Source organism: Acinetobacter sp. AS167 (genome assembly GCF_037152175.1).
GTDB lineage: Bacteria > Pseudomonadota > Gammaproteobacteria > Pseudomonadales > Moraxellaceae > Acinetobacter.
The window spans coordinates 66,172-81,751 of the sequence record NZ_JBBCMP010000010.1 but is presented as its reverse complement, the minus strand read 5'-3'; the positions used below and the strand labels follow the sequence as shown (position 1 = coordinate 81,751).

Below are 15,580 nucleotides of genomic sequence, written 5' to 3'. Positions count from 1 at the left end.
CTCATACTTCCTCATTAGACTCTGATGGATGAGCAAGCTGTTGGATTTCTTGCGCATGATGATCTTGTTCAGTCCCTAAAATCGAAAGACGTTGAATAATGGCCTCTACTTTTGTTTTGGCATGTTCATTTTTTTGAATTAAACGTTCACGCTCATCTTGAAGATTTTTGATATCTTGTAAGTGATGGCGCTGTTCATTTGCCATCTTTTCTTTGACTACGCGTAATTCATTACGTTCAGCTAAAATTTCCTGAAAACGATTTTTTAAATCGGTACAGCTTTTTTCCAAACGCCCATAACGCTCCGCCAAAGATGTGGCATCTGTATTGAGCTGTTGAAACTGATTTTGTAACTGAGAGAGTTGCTCAGTGAGCGTATCAATTTCATCTTGTTTTTGGGTGATAATGCTATTTTTATGACTAATTTGAGCATGAGCTTGCTCTTCGCTGTTATCCTTTTCTTTTAACAGCGATGCATTTTCTTTCTCAACAGTTTCAATTCGTGTTTTTAAAACACCAATATGCGTCTGTAGACGCTGTAATTGTTCTAACATAACGGGTCGCACAGATTTGCAATCAAAGGTAATATATACAGAAGTATAGAGATTGGATAAACGAATGCAAGACGATATTTCAGGTTGGTCAGATTGGAATCAAAATTTTGAGGGGATTGAGGAAATTTCAAGCCCGAGTGAGTTACATGGCATACTGACAGGTATAGTTTGTGTTACTGAAGTTCCAACTCGAGATGAATGGTTACAAATTTTATCTACGCTTGATGTTCCAAAATTAGACGATGAAGTGCTTGCGCTATTGTCAGAAGAAGCTGAGGATGTGTCACATGCACTTTCGGATGATGATTTAGACTATCTTCCGATGCTCCCAGATGATGAGCATACTTTGGCAGAGCGTGTGCAATCATTGGCAGATTGGTGTGCTGGGGTTGTACTTGGCTTTGGATTGGCTTCTGGTCATATTCGTGCAGATGAACAAGAGCTCATTGAAAGTTTACAAGATGTAGCGTCTGTTGAGTTTGATGAATCAGATGACGATGACGAGGGGGAAGCAAGCTATCTTGAATTGTATGAATTTGTACGCTTGATCCCTGTGTCATTATCAATGGGACGAAAAAAAGTTCCAGTATCTGAAAGCCCTCTATTACAAAATTTTCATAGCAAAATGAAACAAGCGATTGATGCTTCTGAAAGCAACAATGTTGTAGAGATGTTTACTCCACATCGTCCAAGCTAAAACTAAGATAAAGCAAGCTAAGAAACTTAAACTTTAAGAACATCATCTGTTTGATGAGTACTTGGTTTTACAGCTCCCTTTGCGGCGTCAGGTTATTAACTTTGAAAATATAGAAGTTGAATCAAGTCGTGCAGCAAAGGGTTAATTTTTTTAGCCTGGAATGTTTCCCTTGTTCTGTTGTCGAGGTTTAGCGCAGAACGAGAGTAATAATACAATTACTTTAAAAAATGCAGATATTGAATCATCAGTATTTGCATTCATCTAAGCGTAATTGTAAGTTAAAGCTTCTTCCAAATTAATCATCTGAAATACAAGCTGAATAGAGAATGAAATTAACTCAAGCAGATTTTCAGGAACGTCGTGACCGCCTCGCTGAACAAATGGGTCCCAATAGCATTGCAATTATCTCAACCAGTCCAGAAGTCATGCGTAACCGAGATGCAGATTATAAGTTTCGTGCTGACAGTAGCTTTTTCTATTTAACTGGTTTCGCGGAACAACAAGCAGTCGCAGTGATAGAAACAGACGAAGCAGGTGAGGAATATATCTATAGCTTGTTCTGTCGTGAACGTAATCGTGAAATGGAAATCTGGAATGGTTACCGCGCTGGAATCGATGGTGCGGTTGATGATTATGAAGCGGATGAAGCTTATGCGATTGATTTGCTTGATGAAGAAATTATTGCCAAAATTTTAAATAAAGAAAAATTATTCTATCGTATTGGTCAACGTGCAGATTTTGATGCCAAGGTCAGTACTTGGATCACCAAAGCCAATGAATCTGGACGTGGTTTTGGCGTTCCAGCGCAGTTGATTCAACTTGATCAAATCCTAGATGAAATGCGTTTGCATAAGTCGGTTCAAGAAATTGAATTGATGCAAATCGCCTCAAATATCAGTGCAGATGCACATATGCGTGCCATGCAAAAAGTTCATCCTGAGATGATGGAATATGCTTTAGAAGCTGAGTTGAATTATATCTTTGGTCAGAAGGGTTGTGTACCTGCCTATAACAGTATTGTGGGTGGTGGGAAAAATGGCTGTATTTTACATTATGTTGAGAACAATCAACCCTTAAAAGATGGTGATTTGGTGTTGATTGATGCGGCTGCTGAGTATGAATGCTATGCCTCAGACATCACCCGTACTTTTCCTGTAAATGGTAAGTTTAGTCCTGAACAAAAAGCGCTATATCAAATTATTTTAGATGCACAAATTGCTGCGATTGATGCAATTCAAATCGGTCATTCTTATAAAGAACCGCATAATGTTGCAGTACGGATCATGGTGGAAGGTTTGGTCAACCTTGGTATTATGCAAGGTGATGTCGATCAAATTATTGAATCTGAACGCTATCGTCAGTTTTATATGCATGGTACAGGGCATTGGCTCGGTATGGATGTGCATGATGTTGGCGCATATAAAGATGAAAATGGTCAATGGCGTAGCTATGAGCAGGGTATGGTTGTTACTGTAGAACCCGGTTTATATATTGCACCTGATGATGAAACAGTGGATGCAAAATGGCGTGGTATTGGTATCCGAATTGAAGATGATGTGGTTGCAACTGAACAGGGTCCTTTGGTCTTGACTAAAAATGTGGTGAAGTCGATTGAAGAGATTGAAGCATTGATGGCAAAGTCAGAATAAGTTTTTCAATTTAAAAGGTGAGTATGTATGGATACTTACACCGTTTTAGTTAAGCCAGTAGAAACAAATCGTTTGATTCTACGAAAGTTTGTTGAAGGTGATGAAATCTCAATTTTTAATGAGTATTGCGGAGACAGGGAGTCTTCGAAATACTTACAAAGGTTACCCCATGCCAATATTGAGCAAACGAAGTGTATGTTCGAAAATTGGAGTGGTCAAAATGGGAGAATAATGATAAAGATTTTGCTTGGATTATTGGCGAGCGCAAAACCAATTTAGCCATAGGGCTCGTGATGTTTATTCACAAAGGAGATTATGGCGAAATTCATTTTGGGCTTGGAAGTGAGTTTCAAGGGCAGGGCTTTATGAGAGAGGCGATCACTGCTGTCATTGTCTATTTAAAAAATAACAGTAGGCTTAAAAGAATTGAGACTTTTTATGATGCAGAAAATGTGAAATCACGAAAGGTTCTGATTGAAACAGGATTTACTGAAATAACCTTGTTAAAGCATTGGGCTATATTTCCAGCTTTGGGAGATAATAAGAGAGATTGTCTAGGTTTTATGATTGAAATAAATAAAAATATTTAAATAGAAATAAGGGTAAATCATAGTGATACATATGAGATTCAGTTTTATTGCAACTTTTTTGACAGTAATGTCCTGTTCTTTGTTGGCATTTCAGCCAAGTAACATCACAAATAAGAATATTCAATTAACAAGCCAGCAATTAGACGTTATTCACCTACATTTTGGTGAGCAAGGCCTAAAAGATTTTATTCAATATAGCCATACTCCTATAGATCGCCAACCTGCTGGAATGAATTTTTTATCACTTGATTGGACAATCGTTTTTTATTGACTCAAACTATAGAATCTAAGTTCAGGCATAAAAATTCCTACAAGGAACCAAATTCCTGAAACTATCCAAACCAATAAAGCATAGGCTCTAATTTGTTCAGTATTTAAATCTGCAACAAGCCAATCAAAAAATAGACCAGCTTTCCAGCCTTTAATCAATTCTGCACCACCCCAAGAGATAACCCATTTCCAAAATAATGAATTAATAAAGAATAGTATAATCCAAATTGATAAGCTCAATTTAGCTATATTCCTAATGAGGCAAGTTGCATAGCTGTTCTATAGCTCGCTGCTACTGTGACAATACAAGTTTTATATATTGGTTGTGTTTTAACACCAGTAATATAAGCTAAGATGTTAGTGAAATATTTTCCGATATATTTAAGTCCACGAGCTGATCCATATCCAGGTGGCTTTGGTACTAAATTAAAATTAGCAGAACAAGTTTTAATAGCGTTGATTGCTTGTGATAAAACTACTCCAATTTCTTCATTATAATCCCAAGAATTTGCAATAGATGCATTCCATATATCTGTTGCAACATTTCTTGCAGCTTCTTGATTACCGAAGGCTCTTGATTTAATTTTACTTTGTAGTTGAGTTGATGGCGTAATATAGGAGCTACAGTTGGATTTTTGATTAATATTAAATCTAAGAATTGAATTGTTATTTGAATTAGCGTAAACAATTTTAGGAGTGATAAATTGTTTTGAAAAGGCTTTGATTGTTGGGTGTAAATCTGTTGTACAGCTAGCATCATTTGTAAAATATTTTAGAATATTATTTTCCTGATCAAATGTCGCAGCAAATATTCTTCCATCCTCATAAATAGTCGCTGCTGAATAGGCTGTAGCCTCTTTATTTCTTCCTTCATAATAAAGTGCATTAGCAGTTTTTAGTTTGTATGGAGAAGCATAAGTTTCTATATTTTGATAAAACTTTGAATAATCTTGACCCAGAACTATTCGTAATTGAGACTGTATTGTTGTGTCTGATGATATATGCTCAACTGTTTTAAAGGTGTCATATGATTTAATATTTAGATTATCTGTATATGCTGTTGAACTTAATAAAAATAAAACAACACCCAATATTTTAATTTTTTTCATGAATGCATGCTCAAGTTTTTTGTATTTAAGTTTTTATCAAAATTAGATTTATGATGCAATTCTCAGGGGAGTTTAATTGATACAAAATATTAATAATTACATTTTTTATTTTATATTTAATGGATATTTTATGTTAATTGTATTTAAGTGGAATTGAAGTTTTTAAATTTTTATATAGATTTATTATGTTTTGTTTTTAATTAAACATTTTTAATTGTTAATTAAATTTATTATTAAATTAAATTATATGATTATTATCGCATGGTGAATTGCTTAGTCTATAGCGGGTTTTTATTTGGGGTCTTTATTGGATGTAATTTATTCTTTATTTTTGTAGTTAAAACCTTATTTTAGTAAGTCGATTGAGTGATCGAGTTTTTAAGCATTTAAAATATAATTAAGTGATAAATAAAACCAATAAAACAACAGCGCTGGCAAGCTTGGGCAGTAAAAATAATGGAACTTGGAAATAAAAGAATATTCTACCAATACCGGCACCTAAGGCACCTCCTACATATAAGGCTGACTCATTAAGTGTAAAAGCTAAATTTCAACCACCTGTTTTTTCTGACTAAAATTTGTTGTTCATTTTGTTGAATTTTTAATGCCCAACCGTGAGTTTCTCATATTGCAATGGGTATAAGGGTAAGCCACGGCGTGATGGTTGCAAAAAATGGGATAAGTAGGAGTGCGATACTAAGAATAAACATGATGATGGCTGTTAGGTTTTATTGCTTAATCCTTTGGCTGAAATTTTCACTTTTCATACTTTTATTAAAAATAGCGTATTGATTCAGTACAAATACAGCCAACAATTTCCTATTTCAATATAAAAATAACTTTCCATGATGTAATATGAAATCAATCAAGATTATAAGTATTCAGTACGCTGAATCACATATAGAAAGGATAAAAGCATGCAACAAGAAGTCATCATCGTCGGCGGTGGAATGGTAGGGCTGAGCTTAGCTCTGATGTTGGCTAAAGCCAATATTGCGGTAAAGCTTTTAGAGGCTGTGAAATATCCAAATTATGATGATGCCAATCTTGCACCCTATCATTCCAGTTTTGATGCACGAAATACCGCGCTATCACGTCGTACCGTCCAAATTTATCAAAAACTCGGTCTTTGGGATGCTTTGCAAGAACATGCGACTCCTATTCTCGAAGTACATATCACTGAACAAGGCAGTTTTGGTAAAGCTCGCTTAGTCGCAGATCAAGAAAAAGTCGAAAGTTTTGGACAAGTGATTGAAAATGCATGGCTAGGCCGTGTACTACTGACTCAAGTTCGCCAGCAAGCTTTAATTGAATTGATTGACGGTGTACAAGTCACTTCACTAAAACAAGAGGGTGACTATGTATATGTTGAAGCCAATCGTGGTGAAGAATATACCCATTCACTTAAAGCCAAATTGTTGATTGCTGCAGATGGTCGTGATTCTTTCTGCCGCCAAGCTTTAGGTGTTGGTGTGGATGTACATGATTATGATCAGGTGGCAATTGTCACAACAGTACAAACCTCGAAACCACATCATCAAGTGGGCTTTGAACGCTTTAGCCATTTAGGTCCATTGGCATTGCTTCCATTGCCGGGGGAATGTCGTCGTTCAGTGGTTTGGCCAGTGAAAAAAGGCACTGAAGATGAATGGTTAGGGGATGAAAATGACCAACATTTCCTTGATGCTTTACAGCAAACCTATGGTGATCGCGCAGGAAAATTCCAAAAAACAGGCAAACGTTTTAGCTTCCCATTGGCACAAGTACTTGCTGAAAAACAAGCGGTGGGTCGGGTAATTTTGATGGGCAATGCTGCACATACCATTCATCCTGTTGCTGGGCAAGGTTTTAACTTGTGTATGCGTGATGCAGATGTGCTGATGCGTTATATCACAACGCAAATTGCGCAATCTGATGATATTGGTCAACCTGAGATGTTAAAGGCCTATGAACAATCTCGCTTAACTGATCAGCAGCGCGTGATTAAATTTTGTGATTCTGTAGTGCGTGGATTTAGTAATCAAAATCCGGTCTTAAAATTATTGCGTAATACCGGCTTGGTAGCTTTCGATGTGATTCCGGGGATTAAACCTTTGGTTGCCAATTATGCGATGGGATTAAAAGCATGACACAGCAAGATATATTAGATGTGGTGATTGTTGGTGGTGGTCTGGTGGGTGGCTTAACCGCATTACTTTTAGCAAAAGGTGGTATGCAAGCCACTGTTTTAGATGCAGCCCCTATTTTAGATGCAGAAAAGACTTTAGCTGTTGCTAATCCACGGGTTTTAGCCTTGAGCCAAGCCACAATTCACTTGTTAAAAACGGTGAATGTATGGGAAAAAATCGCTCGCCAAATGCCTTATACAGGCATGCAAGTCTGGAATAAAAATGGCTATGGCGAAATTAACTTTGGGCAAGCCTCAGAAAACTTTCCCACAGCTGAGCAAAGCTTAGGTTCAATGGTTGAACCAAGTTTATTAAACCTTGCCATCCAACAGGAAATGTTGGAGCAACTGCAAGATTATCGTACTCAAGTTAAAGTTGTGCGAGTAGAGCAGGGTGTAGGCTGCTGGATCATTAAACTTGCAGATGGGACTGAGCTAAAAACGAAGTTAGTGATTGGTGCAGATGGTGCAAATTCATTTGTTCGTGATCAAGCATTTATCGATCTTGATGTTTTAGATTATCAACAGGCAGGTTTGACCTGTGCGATTCGTACCACACAACCACACCAATATGTGGCTCGTCAGATTTTCCATCCGACAGGCCCATTGGCATTTTTACCGATGGCGAGTTTAAAGCCAGAACAAGCTGAACACTGGATTTCAATCGTTTGGACCTTACCAGATGATTATGCAGAGGAATATGCGCGCTTAAATGATGCTGATTTTTGTGAGTTATTGACACGTGAAAGTCATCATATGTTGGGCAAGATCGTTGAAGCAACCCCACGGGCTCAATTTCCACTCAAGGCACGCGCAGCACAACGTTATGTAAAAGATGGGTTGGCCTTGATTGGTGATGCAGCGCATGTGATTCATCCTTTAGCAGGACAAGGTGTAAATATTGGGTGTTTAGATGCTGCTATTCTGTGTGATGTATTACTTAAAGATAAACAGCGTGGCGTCTGGGCACATGAACAAACCTTAAAGCGTTACGAACACCAACGCAAAGGGCAAAATGATGCCATGATGCATAGTATGTCGATGATTGGTTTTTTAGAAACTGCGGAAATATTTCCATTGGTTTGGGCGCGTAACTTTGGCTTAAAACAAGTTGAAAGTATGCCATTTTTAAAAGATCAATTTATGGCCCAAGCCAATGGGCTAGCAACTTTAAAAAGCACGCAATATGCCATTTAATTGGATTTCTGATATTTTTTAACCAATCATTTAAACAACATTACGAATTTGATGAAAAAAAACACGATTTTGTGTATCTAGATACTAGTCGAATGGCGAAGAGCTTGATACATTTCTCTGTAAAACATCACCATTTTTCGGATGGTACATTGACGTCATTGATGGGGAGTTAAAGATGACAGATACAAATGATTATGATGATAATTCAGAAGATCATGCAGTAGACGATGATGAAGCTAAAGCGGCTGAAAAAGGTGCTGCGGCAAGTGATTCTATAGTTTCAGATACAGATTTAGCTGAAGCTGAAACACTCACTGTGACAGCGAAAAAAAGACAGCGTGAAGCGTTGGAAGATGAGGTCGCTGCATTTTTAGCGCGTGGTGGGAGAATTACCGAAGTTCCACCTGATGAATCTGCTAAAGATTGATTTTAAAAGCACCGAAAGGTGCTTTTTTAAATTTGGTTGAAATGCTGTCTATTTTTTCGATGTTTAAATCCCAATCTTAAAAAATTTAGTGTTTGTGGCTTTTTACTTGAAATTTTAATGAACTATTTTATTTTTATGGATCCTTGCTGCTTGCTTTAAGTATATGAGTGATTAAATCATCAGGAAGGTTGTACTTTTGATTATTTGTTTTCCTGTATTTATTTTTATACGTGCCAGATTGATCAGTGTGGGATTAAAATTTATAGTTTTTTAAAAGATTAAGGTAGGTAAAAAAGCGACCAGAACAATCAGTCGCCTGCAGCAATGCAGATTGAGGAATAAAGTGCGTTGAGAGAGCAAGCAAGTAGAAAAACAAACAGAATAGCGAAATAATGTGGGTTAATATATAAAGTAAGTTGAGAAATGCCTATACACGCCTTTCTCAACTCAAGAAATAAAATTATTGTTGATTAGTCAGCTCTAAAGCACGTTGATAGGCGATTTTCTTTTTGATGCCGGTTAGATCCGCAGCAAGTTGTGATGCCGCCTTGACAGATAAATCTTGTAATAAGCGATTTAAAAGTTGATCTAACTTCTCTTGTTCAACGTCTTGATCTTTGGCATCTGGTGCACCACCAATGACTAACACAATTTCACCTTTTTGCTGATTACGATCTTTTTCAATAAATGTCACCAACTCGCCCAATGTCATTTTTTTAATTGTTTCAAATGTTTTGGTAATTTCACGTGCAAAACCTACAGGGCGATCTGCGCCAAAAACATCAGCCATATCTTTGACACTATCTAAAATACGATGAGGTGCTTCATATATAATCATGGTTTGTGACTCATGTTTTAATTTTTCTAATTGAATTAATCGTTGCGATTGTTTTGATGATAAAAAGCCTTCAAAGCTAAAACGATCACTTGGTAGACCCACCGCACTTAGCGCAGCAATAGCAGCGCATGCACCCGGCACAGGAATGACGCGAATACCATTCTCCTGAGCAGCGCGTACCAATTTAAAACCCGGGTCACTAATCAATGGTGTACCAGCATCACTGACCAGTGCAATATTCTGACCACTTTTTAATTTTTCGATAAGTATATCAATTTTGTTACTTTCATTATGATCATGACACGCAGTGAGCGGAGTTGAGATATTATAGTGCTTTAATAATTGAGCAGATTGACGTGTATCTTCTGCCGCAATAACAGAAACAGACTTTAAAACTTCAATAGAACGAAAAGTCATATCATCTAAGTGCCCAATTGGGGTCGCTACGACGAATAATTGAGCACTCATAAAGGTCTCCATGAAGAATAAGTTAGTGTTGAACAGTATTAAAAGAGTGATTATGTTGGGAATGGTTGGATTCGCAATCCAAGTTCACGCAGAAATTCTGGTTATATTACCTGAAACAGGCCCTATGTCGCGAGCGGGTTTGAGTATTAAACAAGGAATATTAAGTGCCGCGCAGACATCAAAGAATGAAATACCATTAAAATTTGTCGATTCAGATCAAAAGACCATCAAAGCGCTGTTAAAACAGCATGTCAATAAAAAGACTAAAATGATTATTGGGCCTTTGGCTCGTCCTGATGTTGAGGCTTTAATTAATTTAAAGCCTAAAGTACCTGTATTGGCACTCAATGAAGTTTATCCAAGCTATAAAAGTGTTTGGCAATATAGTCTTTCTAAAAATGACGATGCATTGGCGCTGCTTGATTATATCCAGCATGATAAAGTTAGCAAACTCTATGTGGTGCGTGAAAAAGGCACAGAAGCAGAATCTATTAACTTTTTAAATGCATTATTTGCCAATTATATGGGTGAAGTTGATCCTGTAGAGCATATGCCAAAGTCGATTTCGGAGCGAGAGGGTATTTTACTGTTAGGTTCAAACCAATGGTTGACCAGTTTTCCAAAATTGCAGAAGAAAAAAATTTATACCCAAGCCATTGCCGTCGATGAAAAAAAGGCCTTGCCTAAAGGGATGAAATTCTGTGATGTTCCAGCCTTATACATCGCCGAATGGGATGATGTGGTCAAAGCCTATAAAGATAAACCGACCTCGTTACCGTATCAGCGTTTATATGCCTTTGGTGGAGATGCTTGGCATATTGCTGAACAATTTGTTTTGGACCCTAATGTAAAAAGCTTAACCTTTAATGGGCGCACTGGAAAAATTAAAATTGATGGAAATCGTGTTGAACGTATTCCACAATGTTTTGAACGTTCAAAAAATAATTTAGTACCTTTGTGATGACAGGTTTCTCATGGCAAAAAATAATTTAGGACAATGGGCGGAGCAAGAAGCAGTGAAATTACTGCTTCAACATGGCTACGATATCGTAAAATTGAATTATTTCTCGCGCTTTGGTGAAATAGATATTATTGCCCAATCTAAACAAGAGTTAATTTTTGTTGAGGTGAAAGCAAGAACTCCGACACAGATGGGGCATGCTTTTGAAACGGTAAATCAATCAAAACAACAAAAAATGATTAAAACGGCGTTTAAGTTTTTACAAGAACATCCACAATATGAACAATATTATTGCCGTTTTGATGTGATTGGTTTTGATTTACATCATAAAATTGCAAAAAACGTACAGCAAGATCTCAGTAAAATCTCTTATGATCAATCTTGGATTGAAAATGCATTTACTTTGGATGCAGACTTGATTAATCTGTGACTGAAATTTAGGTACAGTTATTTCAAAAATAAATATATTTTCCAGCATGTTAACAGCGTTTAAAATGGTTGTTTAGCAGGCTGAAATTAATAGGAGTCTTGCTGAGTGTTAAAACGTATTGTCATCACCATGATGTGTGTAGCAAGTTTATCTGGTTGCGCGAGTTTTATCTCAGGTGGTACTGGTTCTTCACCAGTGGGAACAGATAGTGGTGTTCGATCTTTAGGACAAGTGTTTATTGATTCCTCTATTGAGCGGACTGCCAAAATCAACTTGTATAAGCTTGATGCTCGATTTAAGCAATCTCGTGTCAATATTAATAGTTTTCACAGCAATGTCTTACTCACAGGTCAAGTGCCTGATGCACATCTAAAGCAATTAGCTGAAGATAATCTACGGGCAATGAGTGATGTTAAAACTGTTCATAATTATCTTACTGTGGGTAATCAGATCGGTTATAGCACGATTATGCAAGATGCATCGGTCACTGTGAATACCCGTGGTTTAGTGATGAAAGCACCAGTGGTTTCAGACAATAAAGTTTTGATTCATACAGAAGACGGCATACTGTATGTTTTAGGTCGTTTAAATAATGCTGAAATAGCAGATTTAAATGATGTTTTACAAAAAGTTGGAAATGTGACTAAAATTGTGACCTTGATTGATAACATCGAACAAACGAATAATTCAGTCCAAACTTCATCTTTCACAGCACCTGTGGTAAATAATGTACAACAACAGCCTGATGTACAGACACCTGTTGCGATTGATCCTAATGCTACAGAGCCAAACAATAATGTTATTCAACAATAGGTTAAAAGCTTTAAAAGTTAGATTTGGAAAGCAGTTTGAATACCTAAAATCTCAATTTAAATCGCACTATCAAGATTTTCGTTTATACGATTTAGGTAGTATAACTATTAATGGCTTGACCCCTAAAAAGGGCTATTCCATTCAGTATAATATTGCCTATGGCTTAAAGGCGAGACAACGTTTAGATCTATATATTTCTAATAAAAAGCAACAAAATGCGCTGATTCTTTTTGTTCATGGTGGGGCATGGAGCCATGGTGATAAAAGTGCTTATAAATTTGTAGGTGAGGCGTTTAGTCGTTTTGGCTATAACGTGGCAGTGCTGAACTATCATTTGGCACCTGAGCATAAATTTCCCAGCTATATTGATGATCTTGCTGTTGCATTGAATTATTTGGAGCAACAACAAGCACGTTTTGGTATTTCAATGGATAAAATTGCCTTGATGGGGCATTCAGCAGGCGCATTTAATATTGCGTCTTTGCTTTATCATCCTAAGCACTACCAACTAGCCATCAAACAAAATATTAAAGCTTTGATTGGAATCGCTGGACCTTATCATTTCGATTATAAAGGTGATGCTTTAGCCGAAAATGCGTTTGATCAAAGCATTCCTTACCAACAAGTAATGCCGTATTATTTTGTTGAAAAAAATGAGGTAAAGCATTATTTGTTCTTGGCTGAAAATGATCAGATTGTTAAAGCTAAAAACTCTTTTGATTTTAAACAGCAATTACTTGAACAAGGTAATCATTGTGAAATTTACACGATTCCTAAAACTGGTCATATTTCAATTATGGGCAGTGTTTCAAGTCTATTTAGTCGATTCTATAAAACCCGACCTGAAATTATTAAGGTTTTAAATGAAGCAATGAAAAATGCCTAGCGATCGCTAGGCATTTTTGATTTGAACATATCTCAATCAAGATCAGTCTTTATGCATAGGTCTATTGTGAATCACATGTTCAATCATGGCATGGGCGATACTGCCACTAAAAGGCGTTTCGGGTAGCTGATCAAATTTAAAGAACTGAGCCTCACTAATTTCTTCTTCTTGCAAGACGATTTCACCAGATTCATATTCTGCCTTAAAGGCCAACATAAGATTACTTGGAAAAGGCCAAGGTTGGCTTGATAAATATTGGACATTTTTGACATGTAGGCCAACTTCTTCCAAAGTTTCTCTTTTAACCGCTTCTTCCAGTGTTTCACCGACCTCAACAAAACCCGCAATAAGACCATACATATTGCTTTTATTCTTGGCATTTTTTGCCAATAGAATTTCGTTATCGCCACGAGTAATTATGGTGATAATACACGGTTGTACACGCGGGTATTGATGATAACGACAGCTAGGGCAGACCATAGCATATTCATTGGGATGAACCTCGGTTTCGTGGCCACAGTGGCTACAAAACTTATGGTTTCTTCGCCATTCAAGCAATTGTACAGCACGACTGGCTTGTTCAAACTCAGATTTTGTCCATTGTGAAATCAATTGTCGAATTGGGATCAATTGATATCCCTCTGGAATTTGATCTTCAATAAAAAGATCCCGGGCAATAATCTGATCGCCCGAGTTAAAGCTGATATCACTTGCTAATTTTTCTACTTTAGGCAGTTGTAAATTTTCATCCACTAAAAGTTGTTGATGGTGAAAGATATATGCAAGTGATAATTCTGACATTAGGCTACCGATTTTAAACTTTGACTACTTGTTAATGCTACATCAAACATGGATTGTAAAACAGGTTGTTTGTTTTGTAGATTTTCAATCATCATGTCTGCACTGGCTAAAACATCAAGCAGTTTATTGACTTGCGCAAGGTTAAACGCTTGTTCTTTGTTAAGACTCGTCTGAATAAACTCCGCAGAAAGCAGCAATGCCTTTTGACCATCTTTCGCTGCAAGGAACAACAGCGCACCACCAATTTCACTTAATTGTGATGGCAGTTGGTCTAAACTTGTACTTTGAGGATCTTGTAAATATTGCACCAATGTTTGTGAGCTTAAATCAACCAATGCTTTAGTCTCGGTCAATAATGCTGCATGTGCTTCATCTAGACGATCTAATGAAATCTGCAAGTTATTCACTTTTAACTGTAAACGACTCGATGTGTAATTACGCTCTAAGATACCAATCGAATTCATTGCTGATAAAATACTGTTCATCAACTGTTGTGCGTAATTTTCATCTTTGAGCATGTTGTCTTGAGACAGTAGGTCAGCCTGTTGTTTCAGTCCGCTATAGGCTTCATTAAGATTCAAGACTTTAAATACATGTGCAAGATCAGTCAGTTTGCTTTTCAATTCTTGCGTTTTTTCATCACTCATATTTTTGTAGTTAAACTCAATATCATTACGGATTTGCGACATTTCGTCCGTAATCAGTTGGCTCACACTATGAATGGTTTCAAAGTCAGGGCCATATAAATGGCGACTAAATATTTGTAGTTGAGTGTCAGTCAGAATATCTTCACCAACATTAATCTGTTCACGGATGTGTTGTGATATTTCATCTTCTTGGCTGATACAAATACTTAGGATATTGGCAGTATCTAATAAGGATGGATTGAATCCGCATAGATCTTTAAAGAATAAAGACATATTGGTTTCAATGCTGATTAGCGTTCTGAGGCGTGTATCATTGAGAATGATATTTTCAATGTGATTTAAAGCAACTGAAACCAAAGCCCAATATTGCTCACTTGCTTGGCCTTTGGCTGCATTTGCCAAATAAGACCCAACCAGCTTGATGCCCTGTAAATCTAAATCTGTTTCTTGTTGTTTGAGCAGTTTATGTAAGCATAATTTATACAGCTTATGTACATACACTGAATGCTCTAACTCAGGTGATTGCTGCAAGTTAAAATTCGGTGTAACACAGTCGAGCAATGGAATAATCGCTTGGCCTTCTGGGGTCAGCTCTAGACCTAAAGAAAGTTCTAAGCGATTTAAGGTGTCGTGCAAAAATTGTGGCGCTCTGACTTCACGAAGGCAAATAAACTCAATATAGCGTTTGAGCATGGTGGTGCCTTCACTCAAAGCGATGACTTCTTGAGTATTGATCTCATGTGGGTTTTGCATCACTTTACGCATCACCGCTGCTGAGAGTTGCGCAATTTTAGCAACATGCGGCATATCGATGAGCATCAGCACATTTACACATTGTTCAAATTGGAGCAAAGCATCATCAATACCGAAGGGTAAAGTTTGGTCTTCAACTAAGCTACTGACAGCAGATTCTACCTGTAAAATTGAATTATCGACTTCTTTTTTAATAATAAGTAATGCTGTCGGATCAAAATGTATAGAGGTTTGGTAAGACATTGATCTGCACCTATCCTGGGTATCTGAATGTTTTATTTCATAGCCTCAAAATGAGGCTAATTTTCTAAGTTTTAATATAGC

At 37.0% G+C, this 15,580-nt stretch carries 17 protein-coding genes; 11 read left to right on the top strand and 6 right to left on the bottom strand.

Annotated elements, in window-relative coordinates; all coding sequences use genetic code 11:
* Position 1 precedes the first annotated feature (1 nt).
* Positions 2–553: a hypothetical protein gene (locus WFN33_RS15605; RefSeq protein WP_336953924.1), complete on the bottom strand. Its 552-nt coding sequence runs from the start codon at positions 551–553 to the stop codon at positions 2–4.
* A gap of 64 nt (positions 554–617) precedes the next feature.
* On the opposite strand from WFN33_RS15605, the gene WFN33_RS15600 reads away from it, so the two are divergent.
* The 4 genes from WFN33_RS15600 (at position 618) to WFN33_RS15585 (ending at position 3,760) form a co-directional block, all read left to right on the top strand.
* Positions 618–1,250: a UPF0149 family protein gene (locus WFN33_RS15600; protein ID WP_336953923.1), complete on the top strand. Its 633-nt coding sequence runs from the start codon at positions 618–620 to the stop codon at positions 1,248–1,250.
* 326 nt (positions 1,251–1,576) lie between these two features.
* The gene (gene pepP / locus WFN33_RS15595; RefSeq protein WP_336953922.1) at positions 1,577–2,899 is read left to right on the top strand and encodes a Xaa-Pro aminopeptidase; all 1,323 of its coding nucleotides are present in this window, start codon (positions 1,577–1,579) and stop codon (positions 2,897–2,899) included.
* Positions 2,900–3,105: 206 nt separating this feature from the next.
* Positions 3,106–3,489 (top strand): GNAT family N-acetyltransferase, encoded by a 384-nt coding sequence (locus WFN33_RS15590; protein ID WP_336953921.1) that lies wholly within the window; start codon positions 3,106–3,108, stop codon positions 3,487–3,489.
* Positions 3,490–3,556: 67 nt separating this feature from the next.
* Positions 3,557–3,760 (top strand): hypothetical protein, encoded by a 204-nt coding sequence (locus WFN33_RS15585; RefSeq protein ID WP_336953920.1) that lies wholly within the window; start codon positions 3,557–3,559, stop codon positions 3,758–3,760.
* Here WFN33_RS15585 and WFN33_RS15580 read toward each other — a convergent pair.
* Positions 3,754–3,999, bottom strand: a complete 246-nt coding sequence (locus WFN33_RS15580; RefSeq protein ID WP_336953919.1) for a hypothetical protein — start codon at positions 3,997–3,999, stop codon at positions 3,754–3,756. The two genes, WFN33_RS15585 and WFN33_RS15580, sit on opposite strands and share 7 nt — an antisense overlap.
* Before the next feature lie 5 nt (positions 4,000–4,004).
* Positions 4,005–4,868: a hypothetical protein gene (locus WFN33_RS15575; protein ID WP_336953918.1), complete on the bottom strand. Its 864-nt coding sequence runs from the start codon at positions 4,866–4,868 to the stop codon at positions 4,005–4,007.
* A 917-nt stretch (positions 4,869–5,785) separates the two neighbouring features.
* Here WFN33_RS15575 and ubiH point away from each other — a divergent pair.
* The 3 genes from ubiH to WFN33_RS15560 all read left to right on the top strand — a co-directional run bounded on the left by ubiH (position 5,786) and on the right by WFN33_RS15560 (position 8,659).
* On the top strand, positions 5,786–6,997 hold the full coding sequence (gene ubiH / locus WFN33_RS15570; RefSeq protein ID WP_034614245.1) for a 2-octaprenyl-6-methoxyphenyl hydroxylase: 1,212 nt from the start codon (positions 5,786–5,788) through the stop codon (positions 6,995–6,997).
* Positions 6,994–8,232, top strand: coding sequence for an FAD-dependent monooxygenase (locus WFN33_RS15565; protein ID WP_336953917.1), 1,239 nt, complete (start codon positions 6,994–6,996; stop codon positions 8,230–8,232). Before ubiH ends, WFN33_RS15565 begins: the two co-directional genes overlap by 4 nt.
* A 175-nt stretch (positions 8,233–8,407) precedes the next feature.
* Complete coding sequence (locus tag WFN33_RS15560; protein WP_336953916.1) at positions 8,408–8,659, top strand: hypothetical protein; 252 nt, start codon at positions 8,408–8,410, stop codon at positions 8,657–8,659.
* Positions 8,660–9,119: 460 nt separating this feature from the next.
* On the opposite strand, the gene rsmI is transcribed toward WFN33_RS15560, so the two are convergent.
* Positions 9,120–9,965: a 16S rRNA (cytidine(1402)-2'-O)-methyltransferase gene (gene rsmI / locus WFN33_RS15555; RefSeq protein ID WP_336953915.1), complete on the bottom strand. Its 846-nt coding sequence runs from the start codon at positions 9,963–9,965 to the stop codon at positions 9,120–9,122.
* A gap of 10 nt (positions 9,966–9,975) precedes the next feature.
* Here rsmI and WFN33_RS15550 point away from each other — a divergent pair, with 10 nt between their 5' ends.
* The 4 genes from WFN33_RS15550 to WFN33_RS15535 all read left to right on the top strand — a co-directional run bounded on the left by WFN33_RS15550 (position 9,976) and on the right by WFN33_RS15535 (position 13,055).
* Positions 9,976–10,926: a penicillin-binding protein activator gene (locus WFN33_RS15550; protein WP_336953914.1), complete on the top strand. Its 951-nt coding sequence runs from the start codon at positions 9,976–9,978 to the stop codon at positions 10,924–10,926.
* A 13-nt stretch (positions 10,927–10,939) separates the two neighbouring features.
* On the top strand, positions 10,940–11,356 hold the full coding sequence (locus tag WFN33_RS15545; protein WP_336953913.1) for a YraN family protein: 417 nt from the start codon (positions 10,940–10,942) through the stop codon (positions 11,354–11,356).
* A gap of 105 nt (positions 11,357–11,461) precedes the next feature.
* Positions 11,462–12,169, top strand: a complete 708-nt coding sequence (locus WFN33_RS15540; RefSeq protein WP_336953912.1) for a BON domain-containing protein — start codon at positions 11,462–11,464, stop codon at positions 12,167–12,169.
* The gene (locus WFN33_RS15535; protein ID WP_336953911.1) at positions 12,153–13,055 is read left to right on the top strand and encodes an alpha/beta hydrolase; all 903 of its coding nucleotides are present in this window, start codon (positions 12,153–12,155) and stop codon (positions 13,053–13,055) included. The genes WFN33_RS15540 and WFN33_RS15535 overlap by 17 nt, the downstream gene beginning before the upstream one ends.
* 42 nt (positions 13,056–13,097) lie before the next feature.
* On the opposite strand, the gene nudC is transcribed toward WFN33_RS15535, so the two are convergent.
* Positions 13,098–13,856: an NAD(+) diphosphatase gene (gene nudC, locus WFN33_RS15530; protein ID WP_336953910.1), complete on the bottom strand. Its 759-nt coding sequence runs from the start codon at positions 13,854–13,856 to the stop codon at positions 13,098–13,100.
* A complete protein-coding gene (locus WFN33_RS15525) occupies positions 13,856–15,499 on the bottom strand; it encodes a chemotaxis protein (RefSeq protein WP_336953909.1) in 1,644 nt (547 codons plus the stop codon). The genes nudC and WFN33_RS15525 overlap by 1 nt, the downstream gene beginning before the upstream one ends.
* Between the last annotated feature and the right edge of the window lie 81 nt (positions 15,500–15,580).